The organism is Kiloniella sp. (genome assembly GCF_965205715.1).
Lineage (GTDB): Bacteria > Pseudomonadota > Alphaproteobacteria > Kiloniellales > Kiloniellaceae > Kiloniella.
In genome coordinates, this window is record NZ_CBDBHW010000002.1 from 157,118 (window position 1) to 182,719 (window position 25,602).

The 25,602-nt window shown below is 44.3% G+C and carries 25 protein-coding genes and 1 riboswitch; of the genes, 8 read left to right on the plus strand and 17 right to left on the minus strand.

Translation table 11 applies throughout. The features are described from left to right. Positions 1 to 32 precede the first annotated feature (32 nt). The 5 genes from trpD to lexA all read left to right on the plus strand — a co-directional run bounded on the left by trpD (position 33) and on the right by lexA (position 4,406). Positions 33 to 1,100, plus strand: coding sequence for an anthranilate phosphoribosyltransferase (gene trpD / locus ACOGW3_RS02905; RefSeq protein WP_419901584.1), 1,068 nt, complete (start codon positions 33 to 35; stop codon positions 1,098 to 1,100). Next, positions 1,097 to 1,891: an indole-3-glycerol phosphate synthase TrpC gene (gene trpC / locus ACOGW3_RS02910; RefSeq protein ID WP_419901585.1), complete on the plus strand. Its 795-nt coding sequence runs from the start codon at positions 1,097 to 1,099 to the stop codon at positions 1,889 to 1,891. Before trpD ends, trpC begins: the two co-directional genes overlap by 4 nt. Positions 1,892 to 1,915: 24 nt before the next feature. Then, the gene (moaC, locus tag ACOGW3_RS02915) at positions 1,916 to 2,398 is read left to right on the plus strand and encodes a cyclic pyranopterin monophosphate synthase MoaC (protein ID WP_419901586.1); all 483 of its coding nucleotides are present in this window, start codon (positions 1,916 to 1,918) and stop codon (positions 2,396 to 2,398) included. Next, positions 2,398 to 3,591 carry a gephyrin-like molybdotransferase Glp gene (glp, locus tag ACOGW3_RS02920; RefSeq protein WP_419901587.1) on the plus strand — a complete coding sequence of 398 codons (1,194 nt, stop codon included), beginning with the start codon at positions 2,398 to 2,400 and terminating at the stop codon, positions 3,589 to 3,591. The genes moaC and glp overlap by 1 nt, the downstream gene beginning before the upstream one ends. A gap of 113 nt (positions 3,592 to 3,704) precedes the next feature. Beyond that, a complete protein-coding gene (lexA, locus tag ACOGW3_RS02925) occupies positions 3,705 to 4,406 on the plus strand; it encodes a transcriptional repressor LexA (protein WP_419901588.1) in 702 nt (233 codons plus the stop codon). 7 nt (positions 4,407 to 4,413) lie between these two features. On the opposite strand, the gene ACOGW3_RS02930 is transcribed toward lexA, so the two are convergent. After that, positions 4,414 to 6,456 carry a ComEC/Rec2 family competence protein gene (locus tag ACOGW3_RS02930; RefSeq protein WP_419901589.1) on the minus strand — a complete coding sequence of 681 codons (2,043 nt, stop codon included), beginning with the start codon at positions 6,454 to 6,456 and terminating at the stop codon, positions 4,414 to 4,416. Positions 6,457 to 6,664: 208 nt separating this feature from the next. Further along, positions 6,665 to 6,816, plus strand: a riboswitch (FMN riboswitch). A gap of 81 nt (positions 6,817 to 6,897) precedes the next feature. Here ACOGW3_RS02930 and ACOGW3_RS02935 point away from each other — a divergent pair. The 3 genes from ACOGW3_RS02935 to ACOGW3_RS02945 all read left to right on the plus strand — a co-directional run bounded on the left by ACOGW3_RS02935 (position 6,898) and on the right by ACOGW3_RS02945 (position 10,519). Then, a complete protein-coding gene (locus ACOGW3_RS02935; protein WP_419901590.1) occupies positions 6,898 to 7,383 on the plus strand; it encodes a 6,7-dimethyl-8-ribityllumazine synthase in 486 nt (161 codons plus the stop codon). Positions 7,384 to 7,685: 302 nt separating this feature from the next. After that, the gene (gene gltX, locus ACOGW3_RS02940) at positions 7,686 to 9,101 is read left to right on the plus strand and encodes a glutamate--tRNA ligase (protein WP_419901591.1); all 1,416 of its coding nucleotides are present in this window, start codon (positions 7,686 to 7,688) and stop codon (positions 9,099 to 9,101) included. A gap of 113 nt (positions 9,102 to 9,214) precedes the next feature. Continuing rightward, a complete protein-coding gene (locus ACOGW3_RS02945) occupies positions 9,215 to 10,519 on the plus strand; it encodes a citrate synthase (protein WP_419901592.1) in 1,305 nt (434 codons plus the stop codon). Positions 10,520 to 10,594: 75 nt separating this feature from the next. On the opposite strand, the gene gloA is transcribed toward ACOGW3_RS02945, so the two are convergent. The 16 genes from gloA to rpsB form a co-directional block, all read right to left on the minus strand. Further along, complete coding sequence (gloA, locus tag ACOGW3_RS02950; protein ID WP_419901593.1) at positions 10,595 to 10,999, minus strand: lactoylglutathione lyase; 405 nt, start codon at positions 10,997 to 10,999, stop codon at positions 10,595 to 10,597. A 37-nt stretch (positions 11,000 to 11,036) separates the two neighbouring features. After that, entirely contained in the window at positions 11,037 to 12,221 is a 1,185-nt protein-coding gene (gene lpxB, locus ACOGW3_RS02955) for a lipid-A-disaccharide synthase (protein WP_419901594.1), read from the minus strand. After that, positions 12,214 to 13,041: an LpxI family protein gene (locus ACOGW3_RS02960; RefSeq protein WP_419901595.1), complete on the minus strand. Its 828-nt coding sequence runs from the start codon at positions 13,039 to 13,041 to the stop codon at positions 12,214 to 12,216. The genes lpxB and ACOGW3_RS02960 overlap by 8 nt, the downstream gene beginning before the upstream one ends. A gap of 2 nt (positions 13,042 to 13,043) precedes the next feature. Further along, complete coding sequence (gene lpxA, locus ACOGW3_RS02965) at positions 13,044 to 13,829, minus strand: acyl-ACP--UDP-N-acetylglucosamine O-acyltransferase (RefSeq protein ID WP_419901763.1); 786 nt, start codon at positions 13,827 to 13,829, stop codon at positions 13,044 to 13,046. Then, positions 13,829 to 14,299 carry a 3-hydroxyacyl-ACP dehydratase FabZ gene (gene fabZ, locus ACOGW3_RS02970; RefSeq protein ID WP_419901596.1) on the minus strand — a complete coding sequence of 157 codons (471 nt, stop codon included), beginning with the start codon at positions 14,297 to 14,299 and terminating at the stop codon, positions 13,829 to 13,831. Before fabZ ends, lpxA begins: the two co-directional genes overlap by 1 nt. 4 nt (positions 14,300 to 14,303) lie before the next feature. Next, complete coding sequence (gene lpxD, locus ACOGW3_RS02975) at positions 14,304 to 15,332, minus strand: UDP-3-O-(3-hydroxymyristoyl)glucosamine N-acyltransferase (RefSeq protein ID WP_419901597.1); 1,029 nt, start codon at positions 15,330 to 15,332, stop codon at positions 14,304 to 14,306. A gap of 19 nt (positions 15,333 to 15,351) precedes the next feature. Continuing rightward, positions 15,352 to 15,909 carry an OmpH family outer membrane protein gene (locus tag ACOGW3_RS02980; RefSeq protein WP_419901598.1) on the minus strand — a complete coding sequence of 186 codons (558 nt, stop codon included), beginning with the start codon at positions 15,907 to 15,909 and terminating at the stop codon, positions 15,352 to 15,354. Between the two features lie 3 nt (positions 15,910 to 15,912). After that, positions 15,913 to 18,204, minus strand: a complete 2,292-nt coding sequence (gene bamA / locus ACOGW3_RS02985; protein ID WP_419901599.1) for an outer membrane protein assembly factor BamA — start codon at positions 18,202 to 18,204, stop codon at positions 15,913 to 15,915. Positions 18,205 to 18,250: 46 nt separating this feature from the next. Then, positions 18,251 to 19,351 (minus strand): RIP metalloprotease RseP, encoded by a 1,101-nt coding sequence (rseP, locus tag ACOGW3_RS02990; RefSeq protein WP_419901600.1) that lies wholly within the window; start codon positions 19,349 to 19,351, stop codon positions 18,251 to 18,253. Between the two features lie 100 nt (positions 19,352 to 19,451). Next, positions 19,452 to 20,654: a 1-deoxy-D-xylulose-5-phosphate reductoisomerase gene (locus ACOGW3_RS02995; RefSeq protein WP_419901601.1), complete on the minus strand. Its 1,203-nt coding sequence runs from the start codon at positions 20,652 to 20,654 to the stop codon at positions 19,452 to 19,454. 18 nt (positions 20,655 to 20,672) lie between these two features. Further along, positions 20,673 to 21,497, minus strand: coding sequence for a phosphatidate cytidylyltransferase (locus ACOGW3_RS03000; protein ID WP_419901602.1), 825 nt, complete (start codon positions 21,495 to 21,497; stop codon positions 20,673 to 20,675). Further along, positions 21,460 to 22,176 (minus strand): isoprenyl transferase, encoded by a 717-nt coding sequence (locus tag ACOGW3_RS03005; protein ID WP_419901764.1) that lies wholly within the window; start codon positions 22,174 to 22,176, stop codon positions 21,460 to 21,462. The genes ACOGW3_RS03000 and ACOGW3_RS03005 overlap by 38 nt, the downstream gene beginning before the upstream one ends. Before the next feature lie 26 nt (positions 22,177 to 22,202). Beyond that, complete coding sequence (gene frr, locus ACOGW3_RS03010) at positions 22,203 to 22,745, minus strand: ribosome recycling factor (RefSeq protein WP_419901603.1); 543 nt, start codon at positions 22,743 to 22,745, stop codon at positions 22,203 to 22,205. A gap of 31 nt (positions 22,746 to 22,776) precedes the next feature. Next, positions 22,777 to 23,493, minus strand: a complete 717-nt coding sequence (pyrH, locus tag ACOGW3_RS03015; RefSeq protein WP_419901604.1) for a UMP kinase — start codon at positions 23,491 to 23,493, stop codon at positions 22,777 to 22,779. Between the two features lie 174 nt (positions 23,494 to 23,667). Continuing rightward, complete coding sequence (gene tsf / locus ACOGW3_RS03020) at positions 23,668 to 24,594, minus strand: translation elongation factor Ts (protein WP_419901605.1); 927 nt, start codon at positions 24,592 to 24,594, stop codon at positions 23,668 to 23,670. 97 nt (positions 24,595 to 24,691) lie between these two features. Continuing rightward, the gene (rpsB, locus tag ACOGW3_RS03025) at positions 24,692 to 25,510 is read right to left on the minus strand and encodes a 30S ribosomal protein S2 (RefSeq protein WP_419901606.1); all 819 of its coding nucleotides are present in this window, start codon (positions 25,508 to 25,510) and stop codon (positions 24,692 to 24,694) included. Positions 25,511 to 25,602 lie beyond the last annotated feature (92 nt).

Below are 25,602 nucleotides of genomic sequence, written 5' to 3' on the forward strand. Positions count from 1 at the left end.
AAAACAGGGTTTGAAATAAGGGAGACATCTCCATGTCCAGTTCCAATTCTGGGTCTAGTTCCTCCTCCTTGGAATTAAACGACATAAAATCTTTCATCGCCTATACGGCGGATGGGAATAGCTTATCGGCTGAACAGGCTGAACAAGCATTTGATCTTCTGATGACTGGCGAAGCGACCCCTTCACAGGTTGCTGGGTTCCTTATGTCCTTGCGTGTACGCGGTGAAACCGTCGATGAAATCACAGGCGCCGCACGTTCAATGCGCAGCAAGATGCTGACGATCAACGCCCCTAAAGGCTCAATTGACGTATGTGGTACCGGCGGAGATGCAAAAGGCACACTTAATGTGTCGACGGCTACAGCATTTGTTGTCGCTGCTGCCGGAGTGACCGTCGCCAAGCACGGCAACCGGGCAGCTTCGTCTAAAAGCGGTGCTTCTGATGTGCTTGGTGCCCTAGGTATTGGTCTGGAAGCAAATGTGGAAGCTGTCGAGCACGCACTCGCAGAAAATGGCACCTGTTTTCTCGCCGCACCTCTTTATCATTCCGCAATGAGACACGTCGGCCCCACCCGCGTTGAACTAGGCACAAGGACGATATTCAATGTCCTGGGTCCATTGTCGAACCCAGGTAAAGTCACCCGTCAGATAACCGGTGTCTATAGCCGTGATCTGGTTAACCCCATAGCGAATGTTCTTAAAGCTCTTGGCCATGAAAAAGCATGGGTCGTGCACGGCGCAGAAGGCTTGGACGAATTATCGATTTCAGGATTAAGCTTTATATCTGAGCTAGATCAAGGACGGGTTCGTAACTTTGAGATTATTCCTGAAATGGCGGGATTGGAAAGATCTCCAATCGAAGAAATCATCGGGGGTGATGCTGAGTTTAACGCCAAAGCCATGAGATCAATGCTTGGCGGTGAGAAAAATGCCTATCGGGATGCCGTTGTTTTGAATTCAGCGGGTGCTCTGATTGTTGCAGGAATAACTGATGATCTTAAAGAGGCTGCTATAATCGCAGCTAAGGCAATCGACAGCGGCGCTGCTTTGGCGAAATTGGATGGCCTTGTGTCACTTACAAATGAGGGTTCACCATCGTGAGCGATGTTCTAAAACGTATCTGTGATGACAAACTAGCATTTGTCAAAGCTCGCAAAGAAATTACTTCTCTGAATGATCTCGAGGTTCAAGCTGCTAAACAAGCTAAGCCACGAGGTTTTTATCGCGCACTTAAAGCCAGACATGATCAGGGCCTCTATGGTTTGATCAGCGAGATCAAAAAAGCATCTCCGAGCAAAGGTTTGATACGCGCCGACTTCGACCCCGCATCCTTAGCTGAGGCTTATCAAGCTGGTGGAGCGACTTGTTTGTCTGTTTTAACAGACGAGCCGTACTTTCAAGGTGCTGACAAATATCTTCTGGAAGCTCGTGCCGCAGTTGAGCTCCCGGCATTACGTAAAGATTTCATGCTGGAACCATACCAAATCGTAGAATCTCGTGCCCTTGGCGCCGATTGTATTCTGCTGATAATGGCGGCGCTTACAAATGAGCAGGCGCGTGATCTGGAAGCACTGGCTTTTGAATACGGTATGGATGTTCTGGTTGAAGTTCATAATGCTGAAGAGTTAGAACGAGCGCTCGAACATCTTAAATCGCCACTTCTCGGGATTAATAATCGCAACCTGAAAACCCTTAAAGTCGATATCGCAACGACTGAAGAGCTCTCTCAGATGGTTCCTTCCGGGAAATTACTGATTTCTGAAAGTGGTCTTTATACACCAGAAGATCTAAGGCGCATGAAGGTCACAGGTGCGACAACCTTCCTTATTGGCGAATCTCTTATGCGCCAAGATGATGTTACAGCCGCAACGAAAACACTTTTAAAACAATAAGCGTAACAAGAAAGAACTATGCAGATGTCTGGTAGCGGGTTCACACATTTTGACAAAGAAGGTAAGGCCGTCATGGTCGATGTCTCTGATAAAGAAGAGACAACACGTACCGCAACTGCAATGGGCCGCGTTCTTGTCCAACCTGGAACCATGAAACTGATCCAAGAAGGCGGTTTCAAAAAAGGTGATGTGCTTTCTGTCGCGCGTTTGGCAGGAATAATGGGTGCGAAAAGAACACCCGATCTTATTCCTCTCTGCCATCCCCTGATGCTGACTTCTGTCAAAGTTGATTTCGAATTGCATCCGGATGAAAATGCAATAGATGTCATTGGAACATGTAAACTTGCTGGCCAGACGGGCGTTGAAATGGAAGCCCTCACAGCGGTATCCGTTGCCTCTCTTACCATCTACGACATGTGTAAGGCAGTAGATAAGGGAATTCAAATCACTGACGTCCGGCTGATCAAAAAAACTGGTGGAAAATCAGGAACTTACGAGGCTAAATAATGTTATCTGTTGAAGAAGCTCTCGAACGAGTACTCTCTGGCTTTTCCAAGTTGTCCCCGGAAACAGTATCACTACACGATGCATTGGGTCGGGTTCTGGCCAAAGACATCAAAGCCCGCCTCACCCAACCTCCTACAGATGTATCCGCCATGGATGGATACGCTGTCAGATCATCAGATATCGCAAAAGTACCCGCACAGTTAACGGTTCTCGGAGAATCACCCGCAGGTGGAAGCTTTGACCAGACCTTAAAAGCTGGCCAAGCGGTACGGATTTTCACCGGCGGACCTGTTCCTCCCGGGGCTGATTGCATCGTCATTCAGGAAAATACTGACCGAAAAGACGACAAAGTTACCGTTAAACAAAGTGAAGATCCCGGCCGCTACATTCGTCCTGCCGGCTTGGATTTCAAAGAAGGCCAAGTCGGACTTGAAAAAGGAACAGTCTTAACGGCCAGAGATCTCGCTCTTGCAGCAGCTATGAACCATCCATGGCTGGAAGTGTATCGCAAACCTCGTGTGGCAATACTCGCTACCGGGAACGAGATCGTTTTACCGGGCGAAACACCAGGTCCCAATCAGATTGTCAGCTCCAACACGACGGCTCTGATGTCCTTTGTCAGGGAATGCGGAGGTGAGCCTATTTCTTTGGGGATTGCCCCAGATGATAGCGAGGCTCTCTCTGCCATGGCAAAAGGAGCCGAAGGTGCTGATTTACTCCTTACAACGGGTGGCGCCTCTGTTGGCGATCATGACCTTGTCCGATCTGTTCTTGGAGAACAGGGCCTCGAAATAGATTTTTGGCGTATCGCCATGCGCCCGGGGAAACCATTGATCTTTGGAAAACTTGGTAATACCCCAATGATCGGTCTTCCTGGAAATCCAGTTTCCACATTGGTTTGCGCTTATATATTTGCTCGTCCTGCTCTGTGGAAAATGACAGGACAGGATCCACACTCAGAACGGGTTGAGCGTGCGATCTTAGCAAGTGATCTGGGTGAAAACGACAAGCGGCAAGATTACCTTCGTGCGGAATTGTCACACAATGATAAAGGCCAACTCCTTGCGACCCCTTTTAACAGACAAGATAGCGCAATGCTAAACCTGCTTCGTCAGGCCGATTGCCTTCTTATTCGCCCACCCTTCGCCCACCCTATTAGCAAAGGCAGCGAAGTCGATATCATTCGGCTCTAAGCTCACTCAAACTACGTTTTTAGCCTTGACCCCAGAAGAGAACCAAAGTAGAACAAAATATATGTTTTTGTTTTGTTCTACCAACAAAACGTTATTTATTCGGGGGAATGACAGTGCTGACAAAGAAACAACGCGAGCTACTACTCTATATACGGGATCACCTATCCCATTCTGGAGTTTCGCCATCCTTTGATGAAATGAAGGACGCGTTGAATCTGAAATCAAAATCAGGCATTCATCGGCTAGTTACCGCACTGGAAGAACGCGGCTTTATTCGCCGCCTTGCTCATAGAGCCCGTGCAGTAGAAATCCTCAGGTTACCCGAAGATCTAGGCCCCGTTCCGCAGACAACAAATCAGAACCCAACCCCAGATAACCCCCTGTTACAATCTGGTGTTCAGGCCGCTAATCAATCTTTGTCAGTAGATGAAACGCTTCAACTCCCCCTATATGGTAAGATCGCAGCTGGTACCCCTATCGAAGCTTTAAACGACCCTGCCAGTTATGTTGATGTTCCAACTGGCCTAATAGGACGGGGTGATCATTATGCTCTCACAGTCGAAGGGGATTCAATGATTGAAGCAGGTATTCTGGATGGCGACACCGTTCTTATTCAACGTTGTGATGTTATCGAAAATGGACAGATTGGTGTAGCCTTTGTCGATAATGTTGAAGCAACGCTAAAACACGTAAGACGTCAGAGTGGAAAAATAGAGCTTGAGCCTGCAAACGCATCTTACGAAACTAAAGTGTATGATGCTGAGCGTGTACAGGTACAAGGCAAGCTCGTCGGTCTCTTACGTCAATACCACTAAAAAGGCTCTATCTCGCCCACGGCCTGTCACCTACTGTTGCTCTAACATTCACTATCTCAATGTTTGAACCGGATATTGCTAAGCTGTGTGCTCCCTTTTTTCGTAAATCCCAATAGTCGAGGACGAGATTTTCTTTTCCTCGGCACCAACTAGGGGATTTTACGGTGGTAATTATATAATCAGCACGTAGACAGTCCTCGTAAAACGCTGTGCCATTTAATACAAATGATATCGTTTTATCCTCTGTTTTATATAAGCAAGCCCTAGCATCACATCGAAAAATAACCTCTGGCAGCTCATGCCAGTCTCTAATGGATGTAACGGCTAAATCTTGTTTCCAGACTTTAGCTGTGAACCGGGACCTTTTGGTAAGGTTGAGATAAAGTTCATTATCTCTCTTAATTGCAATCAATCCTGTCTTGCCATCAATCAGAATATCTCTTCCTCGATCACCCAGACCAACAAGAAGTATAAACACAACGACAGGAATTCCCCCGAGCAATCGTATTCTGCTTTTGATCAGGCATAACCAAATTCCACCTATCGAAACCAAGGCCAGAAATATGACTGGAAATGCTGAAACAGTCATTTGCCCCATGGGGATCGAAGCCACGGACTTTGAAAGCCACAACAATAAATCAAAAGCCCACCCAAGAGGTATTAAGGAGAACGCCTCCAAGCCGAAAGGAATCAGCAAGTAACTCAATAGTACCAAAGGCATAAGTACCAAGCCTGTAAAAGGTACAGCAAACAAATTAGCGAGGATTCCATAAAGGGGAAGACTATGGAAATGGTACAAAACAAACGGTGCCGTCGCGAGGGAGGCAACAAAGGAACAAATAATCGTAACCTTAAGTCCAGCCAACACCCTTCCCATAAAGGACTTACTTCTTTCTCGTTGATCGTAATATTCGAAGACCGCCACCAGGGCGATAACGGCTGCAAAAGAGAGCTGAAAACTAGCCGATATCAAAACTTCAGGTGTTAAGATGAGTAAGACCAGCGCAGCAACAGACACGGTTCTCATGGAGATAGCCTGCCTATCCAGAACAATGGCAAGAAGAGATACTCCCGCCATCATATAAGCACGTTGTGCTGACAGCGGCATTCCAATTAATTCTAAATACCCATAGCAAATAAAGAGAGTTAAAACGGCTGAAATTTTCTTTATAGGATAGTTTAGAGCAAACGAAGAAATTGACGCCATAACAAGTCGAAGAGAAAAGAAAATTATGCCTGCAACCAACCCCATGTGTAAGCCCGATATTGCCAAGAGATGGGCCAATCCTGATTTTCGAATATTATCCTTGGCTTTACGAGAGATAGATCCTTTTTGGCCTGTTAAAAAGGTAATCGCCAAAGCACGTTCATCACCCTCCAAATGATTTGAGATTTTGCTGACGAGCTTGTTCCGTAGATCATTCCAAAAGAGATTAAATTGTGATGCAGCATTGATATCTGCCTCAACTCTCTCAACTTTACCCCAAATATAACCCACGCCCCCTATCTGTTTGTAGTAAGCGTAACGGGCAAAATTAAACCCTGAAGGGATAACGGGTTGTGTTGGTGGTTTTACGACAACGCGTGCTCTGATTTTATCCCCAACCTCAATGCCGTTCTGACGAATATTAGATCGTAGGCGAATGTATTTAGGAGTTGGTTGATTATTAAATCCGCGAGCATCCAGATTTCCAATTATGTATCGCTGCCCAGGTGATAAAGGCTCAATGGATAGAATAGAGCCTTCTAAAAATCGTGGCCCAATTTCATAATTAAGTACTGGTGCCTGAACAATAAGTGAGCGAACTGTGGCAAGGCTAACACCCGAAGATAATAAGGTCAGAGTGACTATACCAAGCCAAATTTTAGCGTTTGTATTTCTTAGATTTCGACCAAGGACAACGCAAATCCAAAGGGTAAGGCTTATAGCTGATACCAGATATATATTTGGTTCGTAGGGTAGTGAAAAATAAAACGCAATTCCAAGAGCAACAAAGACCGGAAGCCAATTAAGCAGCCGTGTTCTTTCGTGCTCGAAAGCAGCCTCCACAGAATGATAAACCCTCTTCCAGCCTATCCTCCTTCTCCCTTCTCTTTAGATCCCCGAATACCAATTACGATAACCTAGATATCATTATCAACTTAAGGCAGTACTCATCCTTATCACATATTATTTAAATTAATTAGCCTCAGAAAAATATTACGTAGATATCTTTGCCATCATCAGATAATAAGATCACGTCTTATCATTTGATGAGACATGTTCTCGGGGCGGGGTGAAAATCCCCACCGGCGGTGATAACAAAATTGTTTCAGCCCGCGAGCGCTTTTTGGTTCACATCCAAGAAGGTCAGCAGACTTGGTTAAATTCCAAGGCCGACGGTTATAGTCCGGATGGTAGAGAACGGATTGATGAAGCCTTCTGTTAGTATACAGAGGTTATATCATTACGTACGCCCTGATTCTCGTTTTAAGTAATATTGGAAAATCGATGAATCAGAATTCAAATAAAAAGTTACCTAGTGATACCTATCAAGACATGCGGTTCGCCTTTATACAGGCACAATGGCACAGTGACATTGTCGGCAATTGCCGGGCCTCTTTCCTAAGTGAGATTGAAAATCGGTCAAATGGCACTGCAAGTGTTGAGATCTTTGATGTTCCGGGTGCACTTGAGATACCGCTCGTGGCAAGAAAACTTGCAAAAACGGGTCGCTTTGCTGCAGTTGTCGGAACGGCATTTGTTGTGGATGGTGGCATATACCGTCACGAGTTTGTTTCTCAAACAGTGATATCGGGAATGATGCAGGCACAAATGGATACAGACATCCCCGTTTTGAGCGCCATATTAACACCCCATCACTTCCATAACTCTGAAGAGCATCACCAGTTCTTTCTTGAACATTTCAAGATCAAGGGTAAAGAAGTTGCCGATGCCTGTCTTTCTATAGCAGCCCTTCACAAAGAGCTGGATTAATAGCATTTTGAGGAGCCTGGTATCAGCTGTTGCCAGGTTCCATATCCATTCTTTACCTAGCTCATGCCCTTATATTAAGCCAATAAGAGTGCCTTAATACATAGACCGCTTTTATATTAGGTAACTTCATAAATAATCAGGATAATTTGAACTCTATTTGCGATATCCAAGACATTATGCTACATATCCCTCGAAACAAAAGTCTCTGTTGTTCCCTGATGGACTTGAACTTGCTCCACAAATTTACGAACAAGCCCTACTGAGACAAATACCCAAACACTCTTGATTTATGAAAGATCATCATGAGCCAGCCCACGAAACAGGTTGTAACCCGTTTTGCCCCTTCACCAACCGGATTTTTACATATTGGTGGGGCCCGTACTGCACTTTTTAACTGGCTTTTTGCTAAACACCACGGTGGTAAATACCTTCTTCGTATTGAAGACACCGACAGAAAAAGATCAACCCCTGAAGCGATTGAAGCCATTATTGACGGCCTCAACTGGCTTGGTCTCAATCATGATGATGAAATAACGTATCAATTTGCTGGCGCCAGCCGACATCAGGAAGTTGCTCACAAACTTCTGGCAGAAGGCAAAGCGTACCATTGTTATTGCAGCCCAGAAGAGCTCACTGAAATGCGGGAAAAGGCCAAAGCAGAAGGTCGCCCCATGAAATATGATGGTCGCTGGCGTGACCGTCCTGCTTCAGAAGCTCCCGAAGGTGTGGATCCGGTCGTCCGATTAAAGATGCCACTTGATGGTGAAACCGTAATCAAAGATCTGGTACAAGGCGATGTAACAGTAGCAAACAGTCAACTCGATGACATGATCTTGCTTCGTGCTGATGGTACACCAACCTATATGCTTTCTGTTGTCGTAGATGATCATGATATGGGCATTACTCACGTTATCCGTGGTGACGATCATCTGACCAATGCTTTCCGTCAGGTACAACTTTTTAAGGCAATGGGCTGGGATTTACCAGAGTTTGCACACATTCCTCTAATTCATGGTGCAGATGGCGCAAAGCTATCTAAACGCCACGGTGCTCTCGGTGTTGAAGCCTATCGAGATGAAATGGGCTACCTCCCGGAAGCTCTTAGAAATTACCTGCTTCGTTTGGGCTGGGGTCATGGTGACGAAGAAGTTATCTCCACGGAACAGGCCATAGAATGGTTTGATGTTGATAGCGTTGGAAAATCTCCATCACGGTTTGATTTTGCCAAGCTAGAAAACTTAAACGGGATATATATTCGAAATGCAGAGAATAGTTATCTGACTGATATAATCTCGCCTCTGATCACAAAAGCGGAAAGTGTGGCCATAGAAGCCGAAGGACGCGCTCGTTTAATCAGTGGTATGGCAGGACTTAAAGAGCGGGCGAAGACTGTCAATGAATTAGCCGAAAGTGCCGCTTTTTATGTCAAAGAGCGTCCCCTTAGCCTAAACGCCAAGGCAGAAAAGCTCCTTTCTGATGAAGGTAAAGCAAACCTAGGTAACCTATTACCTTTACTAAATGATATTACGGCGTGGAAGGAAGAAGTCCTGGAAACCACGGTTAAAACATTCGCTGAAGAGAACGAGATAAAGCTTGGTAAAGTAGCTCAGCCTCTTCGCGCAGCCCTTAGCGGTTCGAATGTTTCACCTGGAATATTTGAAGTCATGGATATCCTGGGTAAGGAAGAATCAATTAACCGAATTTCAGATCAAATCTAGAGATGGTGAAAGCTTAAAAAATATTGCAGCGCACAATTTGATCTTAAGTAGTAAAAGTATTATGCTGCTGCGCAACAAACCAGTAAAAATAACAAAGAGCAGAGGTTCCAAATATGTCAGATACCAATCCTAATAACAGTGTTACCGTAACGGACAACCGTACGGGAAAAAGTTTTGACATGCCTATCCTAGACGGAACCTCTGGTCCTAGTGTTATTGATATCCGTAAGCTTTATAGTGAATCCGGCTGCTTTACTTATGACCCAGGATTCACCTCAACGGGTAGTTGTGATTCATCGATCACATATATTGATGGTGATAAAGGTATATTGCGCCACCGCGGTTATTCAATTGAAGATCTCGCCACCAAAAGCGACTACATGGATACATGTTACTTACTTCTAAATGGTGAGCTACCGACTAAAGACCAATCCACCGAGTTCAAAGACACGATTACCTACCACACGATGCTCCATGAGCAGATGATGAACTTCTATCGCGGTTTCCGTCGGGATTCACACCCAATGGCAATTATGGTAGGTGTTGTCGGAGCTCTATCTGCTTTTTACCATGATTCAACCGATATTCGTGATCCAAATCAGCGCTTAATCGCTTCACACCGTCTCATAGCAAAAATGCCAACCATCGCTGCTTATGCTTATAAATACGCGGTCGGCCAGCCATTTGTTTATCCTAAAAATGAACTTAGCTATGCTGAAAACTTCCTGCACATGACATTCTCTGTTCCATGTGAAGATTACAAAGCAAGCCCGGCACTCGTTCGCGCCATGGATAGAATTTTTATTCTCCATGCTGATCATGAACAAAATGCTTCTACTTCTACTGTCCGTCTTGCAGGATCTAGTGGTGCAAATCCATTTGCCTGTATTGCTGCGGGTATTGCTTCTCTTTGGGGGCCTGCACACGGTGGAGCCAACGAAGCTGTCCTTAGCATGCTTCAGCAGATTGGCCACAAAGACAATATTCCAAAGTACATTGAACGCGCCAAAGACAAAAATGATCCATTCCGCCTCATGGGATTTGGTCACCGCGTGTATAAGAACTACGATCCACGCGCGTCAGTGATGCGTGAATCCTGCCATGAAGTTCTTTCTGAGCTTGGTATTAATGATCCATTGCTCGAATTGGCCATGGAACTGGAACGTGTTGCTTTGTCTGATCCATACTTTGCTGAGAAGAAACTCTTCCCGAACGTAGATTTCTATTCCGGAATCATTTTGCGGGCGATGAACTTCCCGACTTCAATGTTTACTGTTCTCTTCGCCCTGGCCAGAACGGTTGGTTGGGTTGCCCAGTGGAGAGAAATGATCGAAGATCCTCACCATAAAATTGGCCGTCCACGCCAGCTCTTTTTGGGCCAGCAGGAACGTGAATTTATTCCAGTCGAAAAAAGATAAGTCACGAAATGATACAAGCAAAAAAGCGCTGCGAAATCCGCAGCGCTTTTTTTTATTTAATTTAACTGTGTCGCTCTAACCGCGCTCAATCAATTCAATTTTATAACCATCGGGATCATCAATAAAAGCTATCACGGTAGATCCATGCTGCATTGGGCCGGGTTTACGGGGAATGTTAACCCCTTCTTTCTCCAACTCTGCGCAAGTCGCGTAGATATCTGGAACTCCCAAAGCTAAATGACCAAAAGCATTTCCTTGTTCATAAGGCTCTTTTTGTCCCCAATTATGAGTAAGCTCGATAACCGTATGGTCCTCTTCGTCACCATACCCAAGGAAAGCGAGGGTGAATTCACCTGAAGGAAAATCTTTTTTCCTTAATAACTTCATTCCGAGATGACGGGTATAAAAATCTATCGACTTGTCGAGGTCGACAACTCTGATCATCGTATGTAAGAAACGGAAAGATTTCGTATCAGCCATATTGGGCTCCTTAAGGGTTTTTAGCCCGAAACAGAAATCAAATAGATGATTTCTGTGCAATGACAGCCAAAATTGTTTTTGCAGCTTTAATACTTGGCATATCATCGCCGGATTTCAATAGCTTAATTACTTTATCATAACTGCTAACCTGATCATTTTTAATCAACTTATCCAGCAACAAACTCTCAATATCCCGAGCCAGAATTTCAGCAGTACAATTCTCTTGAATACGTTCAGGTTGGACCTCCCTGTCCAATAAAATATTGGGCAGACTGGCAAATTTAATTTTAATCAATAGCCGGGCTATAAAAGCCGTGACCGGAGCAACCTTATAGGCAATTACCGTTGGAACACGGTCTACAGCAAGCTCAAGCGCAACAGTACCAGAAGCTGCCAGAGCTGCATTAGCACACCGAAATGCCTTATGCTTCCCTTCAACACCCTCAACAACCTTTACAGGCACTGGCCAATCACTTGTAAGATCTATAACCGCATTTTTGACATTACTTACAGTCGGGATAATACATTGGAGGTCAGGGATTGATTTTGATAACAAACCGACTGTTTCTTTAAACACAGGGCCAAGCTTGGTAACTTCACCTTTGCGGCTACCTGGCAAAACAGCAAGTATTGGCATTTCTGAAGACAGTCCCAACTCGGAACAAAGTTGATCTCTTTCTATCTCAGAAAAAGCTCCCTCAGCTTCAATGACCGGATGACCGACAAATGTTGTTTCAAGTCCATGCTTCTGAAAATAAGGCGGCTCAAAAGGAAGGAGAGTTAGCAGGTGGTCTAGATAGGCAGATACTTTCTTAGCCCGTTTCTTTTTCCAGGCCCAAACTGATGGTGCGACATAATGAATTAAGGGAATGCCTTCTCCTTTAAGGGCCTTACTGACTTTGAGGCTGAATCCAGGAGAATCAATTGTTATCAACGCAGCTGGCTGTTCTTTTAAAATATCATTCTTGGTCTGCTTGATCCGGCGAAGGATATTGGGAATATGGGGGAGAACCTCTGCCAGCCCCATAATTGCCAGTTCGTGAATAGGGAAAAGGCTTTCTAGTCCTTCGGAAGCCATTCGCTCCCCACCAATCCCGGCAAACCGAACTTCTCCACATGTTTCTTGCTTGAGGGCAGACATCAACCTTGCCCCCAATTGATCACCGGAAGGTTCTCCCGCAATCAAATATATCAGCGGAATTTCTTTAGCGATATCATTCATAGTCTGTAGGATTTATCCCGATGACAAACAAACCATGTTTATCAGCCATATTGACCAATGCATCTCTATCCACCACCAAAGCACCTCCTGCTTCAATAGCAATACCCTTTAGTCCCGCATTAAAGGCACTTTTGAGGGTTTCGACACCAATAGTTGGCAAATCCGCGCGGCGTTCCTGCTCTGGTTTCTTTAATTTCACCAGAACACCTCCCTCACCGCCTCTTTTCAATTCTCCACAACGTGAGAGTAAGGCGTCAGTCCCCTCTATCGCTTCTACACCGAGAACCAGACCTTGCTGAATTACGACGGACTGACCGACATCAACACGTCCCATTGCCTTAGCAACCTCAACACCACGCTTGATATCTTCATAGGCTTGCTCGTTAGGGCCAATGGATCCATAGATGCCTTCTGTAGCCAACAAGTCACTCAAAAGATCATCTACCCCCCTGAATAAGAAACCTTCATCCTCTACGGCAGAAATTACTGAACGGAGAAGACCATCATCACCGAGACTTTTAGCTCCAATCTTGGCAAAAAACTGTAAAGCACGCCAATCTGGACGAAGCTCTGCCATAGAAGGCCTTTTTACGGGGCCGACCATAACAAGTTCTTTTACTTGTTCATCTTTTAATTTTTTTAGAATTTTTCCTGCTGCGCCAAGACGTGTCCACATATGGTCTACGTCTGTTGCTGTTTCAGGATCTGTTTGCCCCTTAAAAGCAACCAGAAATACTTCCCGGTTGGTTTCCTCACACAGTTTTATCAACTGACTGGGAAGTCTGCCTCCACCGGCAAGTATTCCAAGCTTTGCGCTCATCGTTATTTAGGCTGGCAAATTGCCCGAGAAGAATCTTCAGCAACAAAATCGATTACTTCTTTGGCAGTATTGTTATCTGAGAATTTACTTTTCGCACTATCAATACGCTCAGAAAGCGTACCTTCATCAGCAAAGATAAGCTTAAAAACATTTTGCAGACTGGAGATATCCTCACGAGGAAGCCCGTGCCTCTTCATACCAACCAGATTTAAACCGCTGAGACGAGCACGTTCCCCCATAACCATTCCAAATGGAATGACGTCATTTTCTACACCCGACATGCCGCCAATCATTGCATTTCGACCGATACGGACAAATTGATGTACAGCAGACAATCCCCCGATTATTGCGAAGTCATCAACTTCAACATGCCCTCCGAGGGTCGCGTTGTTCACAAGGATTACATTGTTACCAATGACACAATCATGAGCAACATGAGCAGACATCATAAGTAGGCAGTTATCACCAATGCGGGTTACTAAACCACCCCCAGAAGTGCCTGGATTTATTGTTACGTGTTCACGGATCTTGTTATTTTTGCCAATAACAAGTTCTGACTTTTCGCCATCAAACTTTAAATCCTGAGGTTGGTGGCCAACAGATGCAAAAGGAAATATTTCAGTTCCCTCACCAACCAAGGTTATACCCGCCACGACAACATGACTATGCAATATCACATTAGCAGCTAAAGTCACCTTTGGCCCAACTACACAATAAGGCCCGATTTGAGCCGTATCGTGTATTTTTGCACCGTCTTCAATAATTGCTGTGGGGTGTATACTCACAATTAATCGTCCATAATCATAGCTTTGAATTCTGCATTGGCGACAACTTTACCATCAACCTTGGCTTTACCGTCAAATTTCCATACGTTTCCACGTTGTTGAATCTTAGTAACATGGATTTTTAATTGATCGCCAGGCACGACCGGTTTACGAAACTTGGCGCTATCAACAGACATGAAATATACGATTTTACCTGCTGCGGCCCCATCAAGGGTTTCCACAACAAATACAGCAGCTGTCTGTGCCATTGCTTCAACTATAAGCACACCTGGCATAACAGGTTGACGTGGAAAATGACCTTCAAAGAAGGGCTCATTTATCGTCACATTTTTTAAACCGACCGCAGTTTCATCTTTAATAATATTGTCTACACGATCAATAAGTAGGAAAGGGTAGCGATGAGGGATCATTTCCTTGATTTCCAATATCCCTACAGAGCGCCCCTCGTCCGTTACTACGGCTTCTTCACTCATTCTATTAACCTTTCTTCGTATTCAACTGTTTTTTCCACATAGCTACTAGGCGGAAGAAATCTTTAATTGGCATCGCTGGGGTACCTGCAACAGCTTGTCCTGGTTCGACATCTTTAATGACAGCCGCGCGACCTGCAATTTGTGCACCTGTTCCCAACTTAAGATGGCCTGCAATACCTGATTGCGCACCCATTACCACATAATCTTCAAGGGTGGTACTACCCGCAATACCAGACTGTGCGACAACCACACATTGTTTGCCCAATTGTACATTATGTCCAATTTGAACCAGATTATCGATCTTGGTGCCATTTCCAACTACGGTATCGGGACCAGCACCACGATCAATAGTCGAGTTAGCCCCTATCTCAACATCGTCACCTATAATGACACGACCCAATTGGGGTACGTCTATGTATCCATCGGGTTCCATGGCGAAACCAAACCCTCGATTACCAATGCGGACACCAGCATGAATTTGGCAATTCGATCCTACAAAACAATATTCTAACGACGAGTTGGCACCCAATACTGTTTTCGAACCAACTTTAACCCCATTCGCGATAACAACATTAGGCTCGATAATGCATTCGTCACCAATTTCAACATTTTTCCCGATACAAACACCCGCAGATATATGACATCCATTTCCAACGCTCGCGGATTCATCAATGACTGCTGTTTTATGTATATTGGACGCACTTTGTTCTATTTGCCTGGGGTAAAATTTCTGAGCAATCAATGCATAAGCTTTGTATGGCTTCGGAGTTAGAATAAGCGACGTACCTTCAGGCTTCTTTGAAGCAAATTTTGGATCAACGATGCAAACCCCCGCTTTAGTGACACCGAAATCAGATAAATACTTTTTGTTATCCAAAAAGCTGATCTCTGTCTGATCAGCGGCCTCTAAAGTAGAAACGTCTTGAATGAGTTGCTCTGGATCTGCGCCTTCGGACAAGGTGCCATCGACAAGATGGCAAAGTTCCAAAAGGGAAAAAGGGCCCGCATTTTGAAAGAAATGTGAATCGGCCATTGTTATATAAACTCTTTAATTATTGGAGTGTCACAGCAGGAAGAGAAGCGTTTAAATTTTGAACCACTGCATCAGTAATATCTAGACTAGGTTTAGTCCAAACCAGAGACTGTTTTGCAATAATTAAGTCAAAGCCATTGGCAGCAACCATCTGGTCAATTATCAATCCAAGTTGATTTTGTATTTGCTTTAATCCCGCATTTCGTAATTGGTTTATACTTTTTTTGCGCTCTTTAGCCTGACTACGAATAATGGCTGCCTGCTTATCTATATCTGCTTTTTTTTGCGCATAAACTTCTGCAGCAAGAATAGATTTCTGACGCACCAGCTTTTGATTCTCAGCGACTAAATTCTGCTCTTTTCCTTTAAACTCTTGTTGGAACTGATTTCTAAGCCCCTCAACTTTTTGATTGATTTGCTTATAAGCCTGAGAAGCCTGTATCACTTTTTGAGTATCAACCACAGCGACTTTCAACTGTAAACTTTGAGCGTGAGATACTTTCATAGAAGCAAATACAGCCAAAGAAACTATCAGTAAAAGGCCAAGAGTTCGAAAATAAGGTTTAAAATTAGTCATTGTTTAAAAATTCGTCCCAAAGCTGAAACTAAAGATTTCAGTATCATCATAATCTTCTTTTAGAGCAGCAAAACCTAGATCCATTGCAAGTGGTCCAAAAGGTGACTTCCAAGTCAAACCAGTACCAAAGGAAAGTCTTGGATTTGATGAATCATCAACACCGGAATCCGCACCATCAATGTTCCATGTAGATCCAAAGTCACTAAAAACACGCCCTTTAACACCAAATTCTTCTGGTAAACCAAGAGGAAAGGTTAATTCGACACTACCATTATAGAAGTGTTTACCACCAAGGGCATCATCACTTGCCCGATCCCTAGGGCCTACACCACCACTTTTAAATCCACGTAATTTATCCCCGCCTAAGAAGAAACGATCGACAATACGCGTATCCTCTCCAATCCCGATAATATTACCAATCTCAGCACGAGACTTCAAAATGAGTTCATCAGAGAAGGAGTAATAATGTGTCCCACCGAGAGAAACTTTCAAGTGTTTTACATCTCCGCCAAGGCCAGCAACTTCATTTTCCAACTTGAGAAGATATCCATCAGTTGGAGCAACCCTAGAATCTAGTTGATCATAAGTAAGTGTACTTGAGACTGCTGATTTTATCGTTGAGCCTTCCTGTTCTTTTACGAGGGTTGCTGCATCAGAATCGACATCTTGTATCTCAATATATTCAAAGCGATACCTGAGTACCTGACGTAACTCCTCTGACAAATCATATCCGACCCTAAGCGCACCCCCAGTTTTCTTTTCTTCAAAGGAGAGAGTATCTTCGTCACGCGTAATGCGGAAGACATCAAAGCCAGCAGCGATTTCTTTATCTAGGAAATAAGGTTCTGTGAAACTAACATCAGCCTCTGAACCCGAACCAGCAATAGCGATGTTAAACCGTAGATCTTGGCCGCGGCCGAGTAGGTTTCGCTCTCTAATGCCTATACTTCCAAGAGGCCCAGAAGAGGATGAAAAACCAGCCCCGAAAGTAAGCTCACCGGTAGACTGTTCTTCGACTTCTACCTGGATTACAGTACGATCAGGCGTACTTCCGGGTTGGTTATCTACATTTACAGACTGGAAAAATCCTAGTTGTTGAATTCGGGAACGTGAGCGCCTTAGCTTTGAGCTGTTAAAGGCATCCCCTTCGACCAAACGGAACTCACGTCGAATGACTTTATCAAGCGTTCTGACGTTACCTTGAATATCGATACGTTCAACAAAGACTTTCGGTCCTTCAGATATATTAAAGATGAGATCTATAACTTTGTTCTCGGTATCTTTTTCTGGAAGCGGTCTGATATCAACAAACGCATAGCCAAGGTTCCCAACCGCGTCTGTGAGATTATCTACGGTTTTGTCAATGAGATCCGCATTATACCATTCGCTTTCCTCAGGCAGAACTTGATCCTCAACTGTTGCGGGATCAAAGTCTTTAAGAGCACTCTCAACACCCACTGTCCCAAAAGTGTATCTTTCTCCCTCAGAGATCGTAAACGTTACGACAAAAGATTCACGATTAGACGTTAATTCAGCAACGACAGATTGCACCTCAAAGTCAGCATAACCCTCTTTCAGATAAAAGCGGCGCAAAAGTTCCCGATCAAACGTCAATCGATCAGGATCATAAGTGTCGGTGTCAGTCAGGAAGTTCCAAAATACAGTTTCAGAGGTGGAAACAGTACTTTGGAGAGAACTGTCAGAAAATTCCTTATTTCCGATAAAGTTAACCGTCGTAACATAACTACGGTCGCCCTCACTGATTTCAAAAACCAGATCAACACGATTCTGTGGTAGCTGGATTACTTTGGGTTCGACTGTCGCGGCAAAACGGCCAGAACGACGATAGAGTTCCAATAGGCGTTGTGCATCGGCTTGAGCTTTTGTCCGGGTAAAAACCACACGTTCACGAAGAGTAGATTCACCCTGAAGGATTTCATCGTCTAACCGTTGGTTTCCCTCGAAAGCAATTCGGTTAATAATTGGATTTTCAACGACGACAACAATAAGATCATTTCCCTGCCTCCGTAGAGAAACATCGGCAAACAACCCAGTTGCAAATATGCTTTTTAGGGAGCGATTAAGGAGTACGGGATCAAAGGTATCTCCAGAATTTACTTCCATATAGGATCTTACGGATTCAGGTTCTATCCTTTGAGTACCCTCAACAACAACGTTGTCAATTGTTCCTCCAGACATCAATGCCTGTGCATAGGCACGCGTTTGAATGCTTGCAACTCCAAGAGTTAAAAACATCCCCCAAACTAATAGCGAAAGAAGCGATTTACGCAACACATTTACCCCCGGTAATCTGTATATGATTTTAATGTTCATAAACAGATCAGAACCATTGTTTCGACACGACATCGTTCCAAGTAACAAATACCATTAAGCTCAATACCAGAGCTAACCCAACTCTGAAACAGTATTCTTGTTTTCGTTCACTTAAAGGACGACCTCGTATAGCTTCGTAAGCATAAAAGAAGAGATGACCACCATCAAGCATAGGAACTGGCATTAGATTCAGTAACCCAAGATTTATGGAGAGCATTGCCATAAACCATATATAAGTTGCAAAGCCAGCCTCAGCGGCCATACCGGACATTTCGGCTATTTTAACTGGCCCCCCTAATTCCTTAACAGAACGGTGCCCGTCAAACATTTGTCCAATTGCTTTGAATGTACCAATAGAAATCTCGTAGGTTTCATATACTGAAGCCACTACAGCAGAAGGGAAATCATATTTTTTAAAGGATGACCCATTGTTACTCGCAATTCCTATCAACCAACGCTTTGCTTCTAAACCATTATGATCTTTATAAATATCAACTTTTGGCGTGACCGTTAAACCGACATTTTCACTGTTCCGTACAACGACAACCTCAATTGCCTCACCCGACCCGAGCTGCACGAGACGTTGCAGATCTTCAAACCGGTCAACTTTTGACCCATCAGCTTCTACAACAAGATCACCCGGCTGAAAACCTGCTGTTTCAGCGGCACTTCCTTCGATAACCTTGGATACAATTGCAGCAGAATATGGTTGACCAACAAAAGTATACAAACCGCTTAACAAGATAATTGCCAAAATAAAATTGGCAATTGGCCCCGCAGCAACAATTGCCGCACGCTGCATTACTGACTTGGCCTTAAAGGTCGTTTCTAGCTCTTCAGGCGTAAGCTCGGAATTTTCTTCTGACGTAGAGCTTGTGACGTCTCCATCTCCAAACATTTTAACGTAACCGCCCAAAGGAATGATGCTAAATTTCCAACGGGTTCTATTCTTATCATAAAAACCAAAAAGCTCTGGCCCAAACCCAACGGAAAACACGTCAACCTTTACACCATTCTTTCTCGCCACCCAATAATGACCAAGCTCATGAAAGAATACCAGCACAGTAAGAAGCACTAAAAAAGCGAGTGTTGCAGTAAGAAAGTCCATTAGTTTTAACTTATTATAGTTGTTACGTTAATTATAAATCTAAGTGAGTACGCATAATAACCTTTTGAGCCCTTGTTCAAAAGCCCTTAGGTTGATTAATTCAGATCATTTGAGATTTTATTAATTCTTCACTCCAGATCCGAACTTCTTTATCTAACTCTATAATCTCATCAAGGCTATTCATCTGGAATGATCCGAAGCTGACGATTGCTCTCTCGAGGATTTTAGAAATTCCAGTAAATGAGATGGTTTTTTGCAAGAAACTTTCAACGGCGATTTCATTTGCAGCGTTGAAAATTATGGTTTTATGTTCTTGAAGTGCTTGTCTTGCAAGGTTTAACGCAGGAAAACGTTCACAGTCAGGGTGCTCGAACGTCAACTTCGAAATTTCGGCTAGATCCAATTGCTTTACCGGCGTTTGCAGTCGTTCCGGCCATGAAAGAGCACAAGCAATCGGAGTGCGCATGTCAGGCGTTCCCAACTGAGCCAGTACGGAGCCATCAACATAACTAACGGTCGAGTGAATAATTGATTGAGGATGAATCAGTACTTTTATCTTATCTTCAGGAAGGTCAAACAAATAAGCAGCTTCGATTAATTCCAGCCCTTTATTAACCATGGTCGCTGAATCAATTGAAATTTTTGCACCCATGTCCCAATTTGGATGTGCAAGAGCTTGCTCTTGTGTCACATTATCCATTTGCGCCTTGCTAAAAAGACGAAACGGTCCTCCTGAAGCTGTTAAGGTAATATGATCAATACCGGCTCTGTTCTGGTAATCAAAAACCTGGAAAATAGCATTGTGCTCGGAATCAACAGGTAACAGGTTCGCCCCATATCTCTTAACTTCACCAACCATAAGATCACCAGCACAAACCAGCGATTCCTTATTCGCAAGTAAGATTGTTGCGCCCCGTTTAATTGCCGTAAGTGTTGGCGCTAATCCAGCAAACCCAACTATTGCAGCCATTACCATGTCTGATGGACGACTTGCCGCTTCCAGCAAAGCCTCGGGACCAGCTCCCACTTCTATCCCTGTACCAGCAAGGGCATCTTTGAGGTCGTTATAGCTATTAACATCAGCAACTACAGCAAATTTAGCCTTAAGTTCAATTGCCTGCTTGGCCAACAGCCCCACATTTCGGTTGGCAGTTAAAGCTTCAACAGTGAAGAGTTCAGGAGATCTCGTGAGTAAATCAACAGTACTTGTCCCAACAGAACCTGTTGAGCCCATAACAGTAATCGACCTGGGATTACTTAAAACACCAGCTGTCTTTTGAGATACACCATCACAGGAAAGCATCAATAACCTACTCGTAAACTAAAAAATATTGTAACCAGCAACAACAATTGCACAGGCGAGAAGCCCATCAACCCGGTCAAACAAGCCACCGTGCCCCGGAATTAACCTACTTGAATCTTTCGCATCAAATCTTCTTTTTACGTGTGATTCGAAAAAATCACCCGCTTGCGATATTACCGCGAGTAATGCGCCAGAAATTACCAGTTCCCATGGGGAAACGTCATTCATCCACCGGGTAAAGATATAACTAACAACAGCAGCGGAAAGCATACCACCGATCAACCCGGCCCAGGTCTTATTGGGACTGATTTTTGGCGCTATTTTGGGCCCACCAATACTCCGGCCGGAAAAATACGCCCCAATATCCGTTGCCCATACAACAAACAGGACCCAGAAAATCAACTCCAGCCCCTGTTCAGGGATATTCCTGATCCATAATAACGCTAATGAACTTATGGAAATATAAAATAAACCAAGTATGTACCAGTGACTGTTATTTACACTTTTAAAAAATAACCGCGTAAGCCCATAAAAGGAGACCAGTACTATAGGCAGTCCCCACATGATTAAAGAGAATTGATCAAACAAACCAACCAACATCACGACAATCACGGATGCTATAAGCGAAAGCCCTATAGGTCCTAATGTACCTCGCCCACAGAGTGAAGCCCACTCCCATGCAAGAATACCCGAACAAAGGAAAATTAATAAATCGCTGTAAGGAGAGCCAAAATATACCGCTGCTAAGACCAGTGGACCAAGTAGGATAGATGACAATGACCTTACCAGCAGGTCACTCTTCTTTTTAGGCTGTTTCGGCTGCGGATCCATAACGTCGGTCACGTTTTTGGTACTCCTCAATAGCAAAAAGAAGATCTTCTTTAGAAAAATCAGGCCAATTTTTTTCAACAAAAACCATTTCACTATAGGCAAGCTGCCATAATAGGAAATTACTGATCCTCATCTCGCCACTTGTACGAATAAGAAGGTCAGGGTCAGGAATGTCATTGGTATATAGTTCCTGCTCAAACAAGTCCTCTGACAATTCATCAGCGTCAAGAGATCCCGACTTTACCTTGAGAGCAATATTACGAGCGGCTTCAACAATTTCCTGACGCCCCCCGTAGCTAAGTGCCATGACGACTGTCAGTTTATCATTGCTCGCCGTTTGGCGTTCAGCATCTTCAATAAGCAAAACGATATCGTCTGCCAAACGAGACCTATCACCAATGACCTTTAGTTTTATCCCCGCCTTATGGAAAGTTGCGAGTTCACTCTGTAAATAGCGTCGCAACAACCCCATAATGTCATTAATTTCACTCTGGGGGCGGCTCCAGTTTTCAGAAGAAAAACTATAAAACGTCATATAGGGAATACCAATTTCAATTGCTGACTTAAGCAATTCCCGCAAGGCTTCAGCACCTTTACGATGGCCGAAAGCACGCGGTAAATGCCGTGCTTTGGCCCATCTGCCATTGCCATCCATTATGACGGCAATATGATTTGGTATTCCTTTTTTCATCGCTTGTTTGTAAAAATCATACAAGATTAAACTTGCATGATCTCTTCTTCTTTCTGCGCTGAAATTTCGTCAATGGTTTTGATGTGAGCATCTGTCAACTCTTGGATCTTATCACTCCAGGAATGCATCTCATCCTGAGAGATTTCTCCATCTTTTTCCATTTTCTTAAGAGATTCCATACCATCACGACGAACATTACGAACAGCAATTTTACCCTGTTCAGAATATTTCCCCGCAATTTTTGTCAACTCTTTACGCCGCTCTTCGGAAAGAGGAGGCAAAGGTACGCGGACCAATTGCCCATCAGGGGAAGGATTCAACCCCAATCCAGAATTTCTAATGGCCTTTTCAACGGCACCAACCATTGATTTGTCCCAGACTTGAACTGCAAGCATACGAGATTCAGGAACTGTGACGGTACCAACCTGATTGAGGGGCATAGCAGCGCCATAGGCTTCTACCATTATCGTATCAAGTAGTGCTGCGGATGCACGACCAGTTCTAAGGCCAGTGAATTCTTTATGGAGGGCTTCTAAAGCACCATCCATACGACGTGACAAATCTTTCATGAGGGCATCTTGCGACACAGTCTATCCCCTTTTATTTTATAATAGTGAAACAGCCATTCCCGCCAACAGCTTTAGCGAAAGACCCTGTTTCGTAAATTGAAAACACAATAATCGGTATATTATTTTCACGCGTAAGTGCAATAGCAGAATGATCCATAACTCCGATATCATCTGTTAACACTTTTTTATAGGAAAGACTTTCAAAGCGTGTCGCGGTAGGATCTTTAACTGGATCAGCAGAGTACACACCATCAACTTTGGTTCCCTTTAAGAGAACTTCACATCCCATTTCTGATGCGCGCAAGGCAGCAGCAGTATCTGTTGTAAAGTAAGGGTTACCAGTACCTGCGCCAAAAATAACAACACGCCCTTTGGTCAAATGCCTTTCAGCACGCCTGCGAATATATGGTTCAGCAACAGTATCCATTGGAATGGCTGTTTGAACCCGTGTTGTCACCCCAACCTGTTCCAGAGCATTCTGCATTGCCAAAGAGTTCATAACGGTCGCCAACATACCCATGTAATCGGCTGTGGAACGCTCCATACCTGATGCAGCACCAGACAGACCACGGAAGATGTTCCCCCCCCCAACAACAATACAAACTTCAACCCCAAGCGCGACAACTTCTTTGATATCGAGTGCGATTTGGTTCACCGTTTCAGGATCAAGACCAAACTGACCAGAGCCCATAAGAGCTTCACCAGAAAGCTTCAAAAGGACGCGTTTATAAGGGGGCGTGTCTGTCACAGATATCTCCTTGTTCCACTTAGTTTTGAACGTCTAATTCTCTAGCACAACTGTTTAAGCTTAAAATGTGCCCGAAAAATGACTATCATAATGGAAGGTTGTGATTTTGAATACAAAAATGGCCGCGTCCCGTCTGAAAAAAAATCAGACAAGTCGCGGCCACCTTTAAATAACTTAGTTACCGAGGGTCGCAGCCACTTCAGCAGCAAAATCTTCTTCTTTTTTCTCGATGCCTTCACCAAGCTGGTAACGAACGAAACCAGTAAGTGTAACAGGAGAACCAAGATCTTTTGCAAAAAGCTCAACAGCTTTACCTACGCTGTTTTCACCGTCGATAACATAACCCTGCTCAAGCAAGCATACTTCTTCGTAATATTTACGGAGACGACCAACGAGCATTTTCTCGATGATTTCTTCCGGTTTGCCAGAAGCACGGGCTTGATCAGAAAGGACTTCTTTTTCACGCTCAAGAGCAGTTACATCAACAGAATCACGATCTAGTGCCTGAGGGTTAGCTGCAGCAACGTGCATTGCGACCTGCTTACCAAAAGCTTCAAGTTTAGAAGCATCACCAGTGGATTCAAGAGCAACCAAGACACCAATCTTACCAAGACCAGGAGCGGTCTGGTTGTGGATGTATGAAGCAACAACACCTTCGCTTACTTCAAGAGAAGCAGTGCGACGCAGGCTCATGTTTTCACCAATAGTTGCGATACGCTTAGTAAGCGCGTCTGCAACGGAACCGTCTTCGCCAGGGAAGTCAGCATTAGCCAAAGCTTCAACATCACCACCAGCAGTCATAGCCTGCTGGGCAACAGCAGTAACAAATGATTGGAACTGGTCATTACGAGAAACGAAGTCAGTTTCAGCATTTACTTCAACTACGGCGCCTTTGTTACCAGCAGTAGCAGCTGCAACAAGACCTTCAGAAGCAACGCGGCCGGATTTTTTCGCAGCAGCCGCTAGGCCCTTTTTACGAAGCCAATCGACAGCACCATCAACGTCACCATCAGTTTCAGTAAGGGCTTTTTTGCAATCCATCATGCCAGCACCGGACTGATCACGGAGCTGTTTAACCAGAGCAGCAGTTATCTGGGCCATTTTCCATCTCTTTTCAGAAATTAAATATCATCTTAGGTATAAACGCGAGAACGGCGGCATTGTAGCCGCCGTTTCGCATTGTTCATTTGCGAACAGCTTAAGCTTTAGCAGCTTCAGCTTCTTCAGCTGGCTTCTCTTCAGAAACAGCTTCTGCAGCAGGAGCTTCTTCAGGCAACTGCTCAACAGGGGCTTCTTCAGATGCACCGATATCTGTACCAGAGGCAGTCAGTTCTTCCTGTAGGCCATCAATTACCGCATCGGCAAAAAGGTCACAGTACAGGCTGATTGCACGGATAGCATCGTCGTTCCCAGGGATTGGGAAAGTGATGTTAGCTGGGCTAGAATTAGAATCAAGAATTCCGACAACTGGAATTTTCAATTTAGTAGCTTCGGCAATTGCTAGGTGTTCCTTGTTAGTGTCGATAACAACGATCACATCAGGAATACCACCCATTTCCTTAATACCACCAAGAGCACGCTCTAGCTTGTCGCGCTTGCGGGTAAGATTAAGAAGTTCTTTTTTAGTCAGGCCACCCTGATTGTTTTCGAGGCGCTCATCAAGCTCCTTCAGAAGACGAATAGAGTTGGAAACCGTTTTCCAGTTGGTTAACATACCGCCGAGCCAACGGTGGTTAACGTAATACTGACCGCAACGTTTTGCTGCTTCAGCCATTTTCTCACTTGCCTGACGCTTTGTTCCAACGAACAGAACGCGACCACCACCGGCCACAACTTCACGTGTAAACGCAAGACCTTTGTGCAGCATAGGAACAGACTGCTCAAGATCAAGAATGTGAATGCCGTTGCGAGCGCCGAAGATGTACTGAGCCATCTTTGGGTTCCAACGACGGGTTGTGTGACCAAAGTGAACACCAGCTTCAAGAAGCTGACGCATAGTAAAAGTAGGAAGCGCCATAGAATAAAACCTTTTCTCTTCCGGTTAAACTTCCGCAGGCCGTAATCTCCAATTAATATGGAAACACCAGAAACAGCGATTAGAAAACCAAT

Excerpts from the sequence above, each read along its gene's own strand:
- gltX (WP_419901591.1), top strand. The coding sequence starts at position 7,686 with ATGAGCCAGCCCACGAAACAGGTTGTAACCCGTTTTGCCCCTTCACCA.
- gloA (WP_419901593.1), bottom strand. The coding sequence starts at position 10,999 with ATGGCTGATACGAAATCTTTCCGTTTCTTACATACGATGATCAGAGTT.
- ACOGW3_RS02980 (WP_419901598.1), bottom strand. The coding sequence starts at position 15,909 with ATGACTAATTTTAAACCTTATTTTCGAACTCTTGGCCTTTTACTGATA.
- tsf (WP_419901605.1), bottom strand. The coding sequence starts at position 24,594 with ATGGCCCAGATAACTGCTGCTCTGGTTAAACAGCTCCGTGATCAGTCC.
- rseP (WP_419901600.1), bottom strand. The coding sequence starts at position 19,351 with ATGGACTTTCTTACTGCAACACTCGCTTTTTTAGTGCTTCTTACTGTG.
- ACOGW3_RS02995 (WP_419901601.1), bottom strand. The coding sequence starts at position 20,654 with ATGCTTTCCTGTGATGGTGTATCTCAAAAGACAGCTGGTGTTTTAAGT.
- trpD (WP_419901584.1), top strand. The coding sequence starts at position 33 with ATGTCCAGTTCCAATTCTGGGTCTAGTTCCTCCTCCTTGGAATTAAAC.
- lpxB (WP_419901594.1), bottom strand. The coding sequence starts at position 12,221 with ATGAATGATATCGCTAAAGAAATTCCGCTGATATATTTGATTGCGGGA.
- ACOGW3_RS02960 (WP_419901595.1), bottom strand. The coding sequence starts at position 13,041 with ATGAGCGCAAAGCTTGGAATACTTGCCGGTGGAGGCAGACTTCCCAGT.
- ACOGW3_RS02935 (WP_419901590.1), top strand. The coding sequence starts at position 6,898 with ATGAATCAGAATTCAAATAAAAAGTTACCTAGTGATACCTATCAAGAC.
- ACOGW3_RS03005 (WP_419901764.1), bottom strand. The coding sequence starts at position 22,176 with ATGAAAAAAGGAATACCAAATCATATTGCCGTCATAATGGATGGCAAT.
- moaC (WP_419901586.1), top strand. The coding sequence starts at position 1,916 with ATGTCTGGTAGCGGGTTCACACATTTTGACAAAGAAGGTAAGGCCGTC.
- frr (WP_419901603.1), bottom strand. The coding sequence starts at position 22,745 with ATGAAAGATTTGTCACGTCGTATGGATGGTGCTTTAGAAGCCCTCCAT.
- ACOGW3_RS02945 (WP_419901592.1), top strand. The coding sequence starts at position 9,215 with ATGTCAGATACCAATCCTAATAACAGTGTTACCGTAACGGACAACCGT.
- lpxD (WP_419901597.1), bottom strand. The coding sequence starts at position 15,332 with ATGGCCGATTCACATTTCTTTCAAAATGCGGGCCCTTTTTCCCTTTTG.
- fabZ (WP_419901596.1), bottom strand. The coding sequence starts at position 14,299 with ATGAGTGAAGAAGCCGTAGTAACGGACGAGGGGCGCTCTGTAGGGATA.
- rpsB (WP_419901606.1), bottom strand. The coding sequence starts at position 25,510 with ATGGCGCTTCCTACTTTTACTATGCGTCAGCTTCTTGAAGCTGGTGTT.
- glp (WP_419901587.1), top strand. The coding sequence starts at position 2,398 with ATGTTATCTGTTGAAGAAGCTCTCGAACGAGTACTCTCTGGCTTTTCC.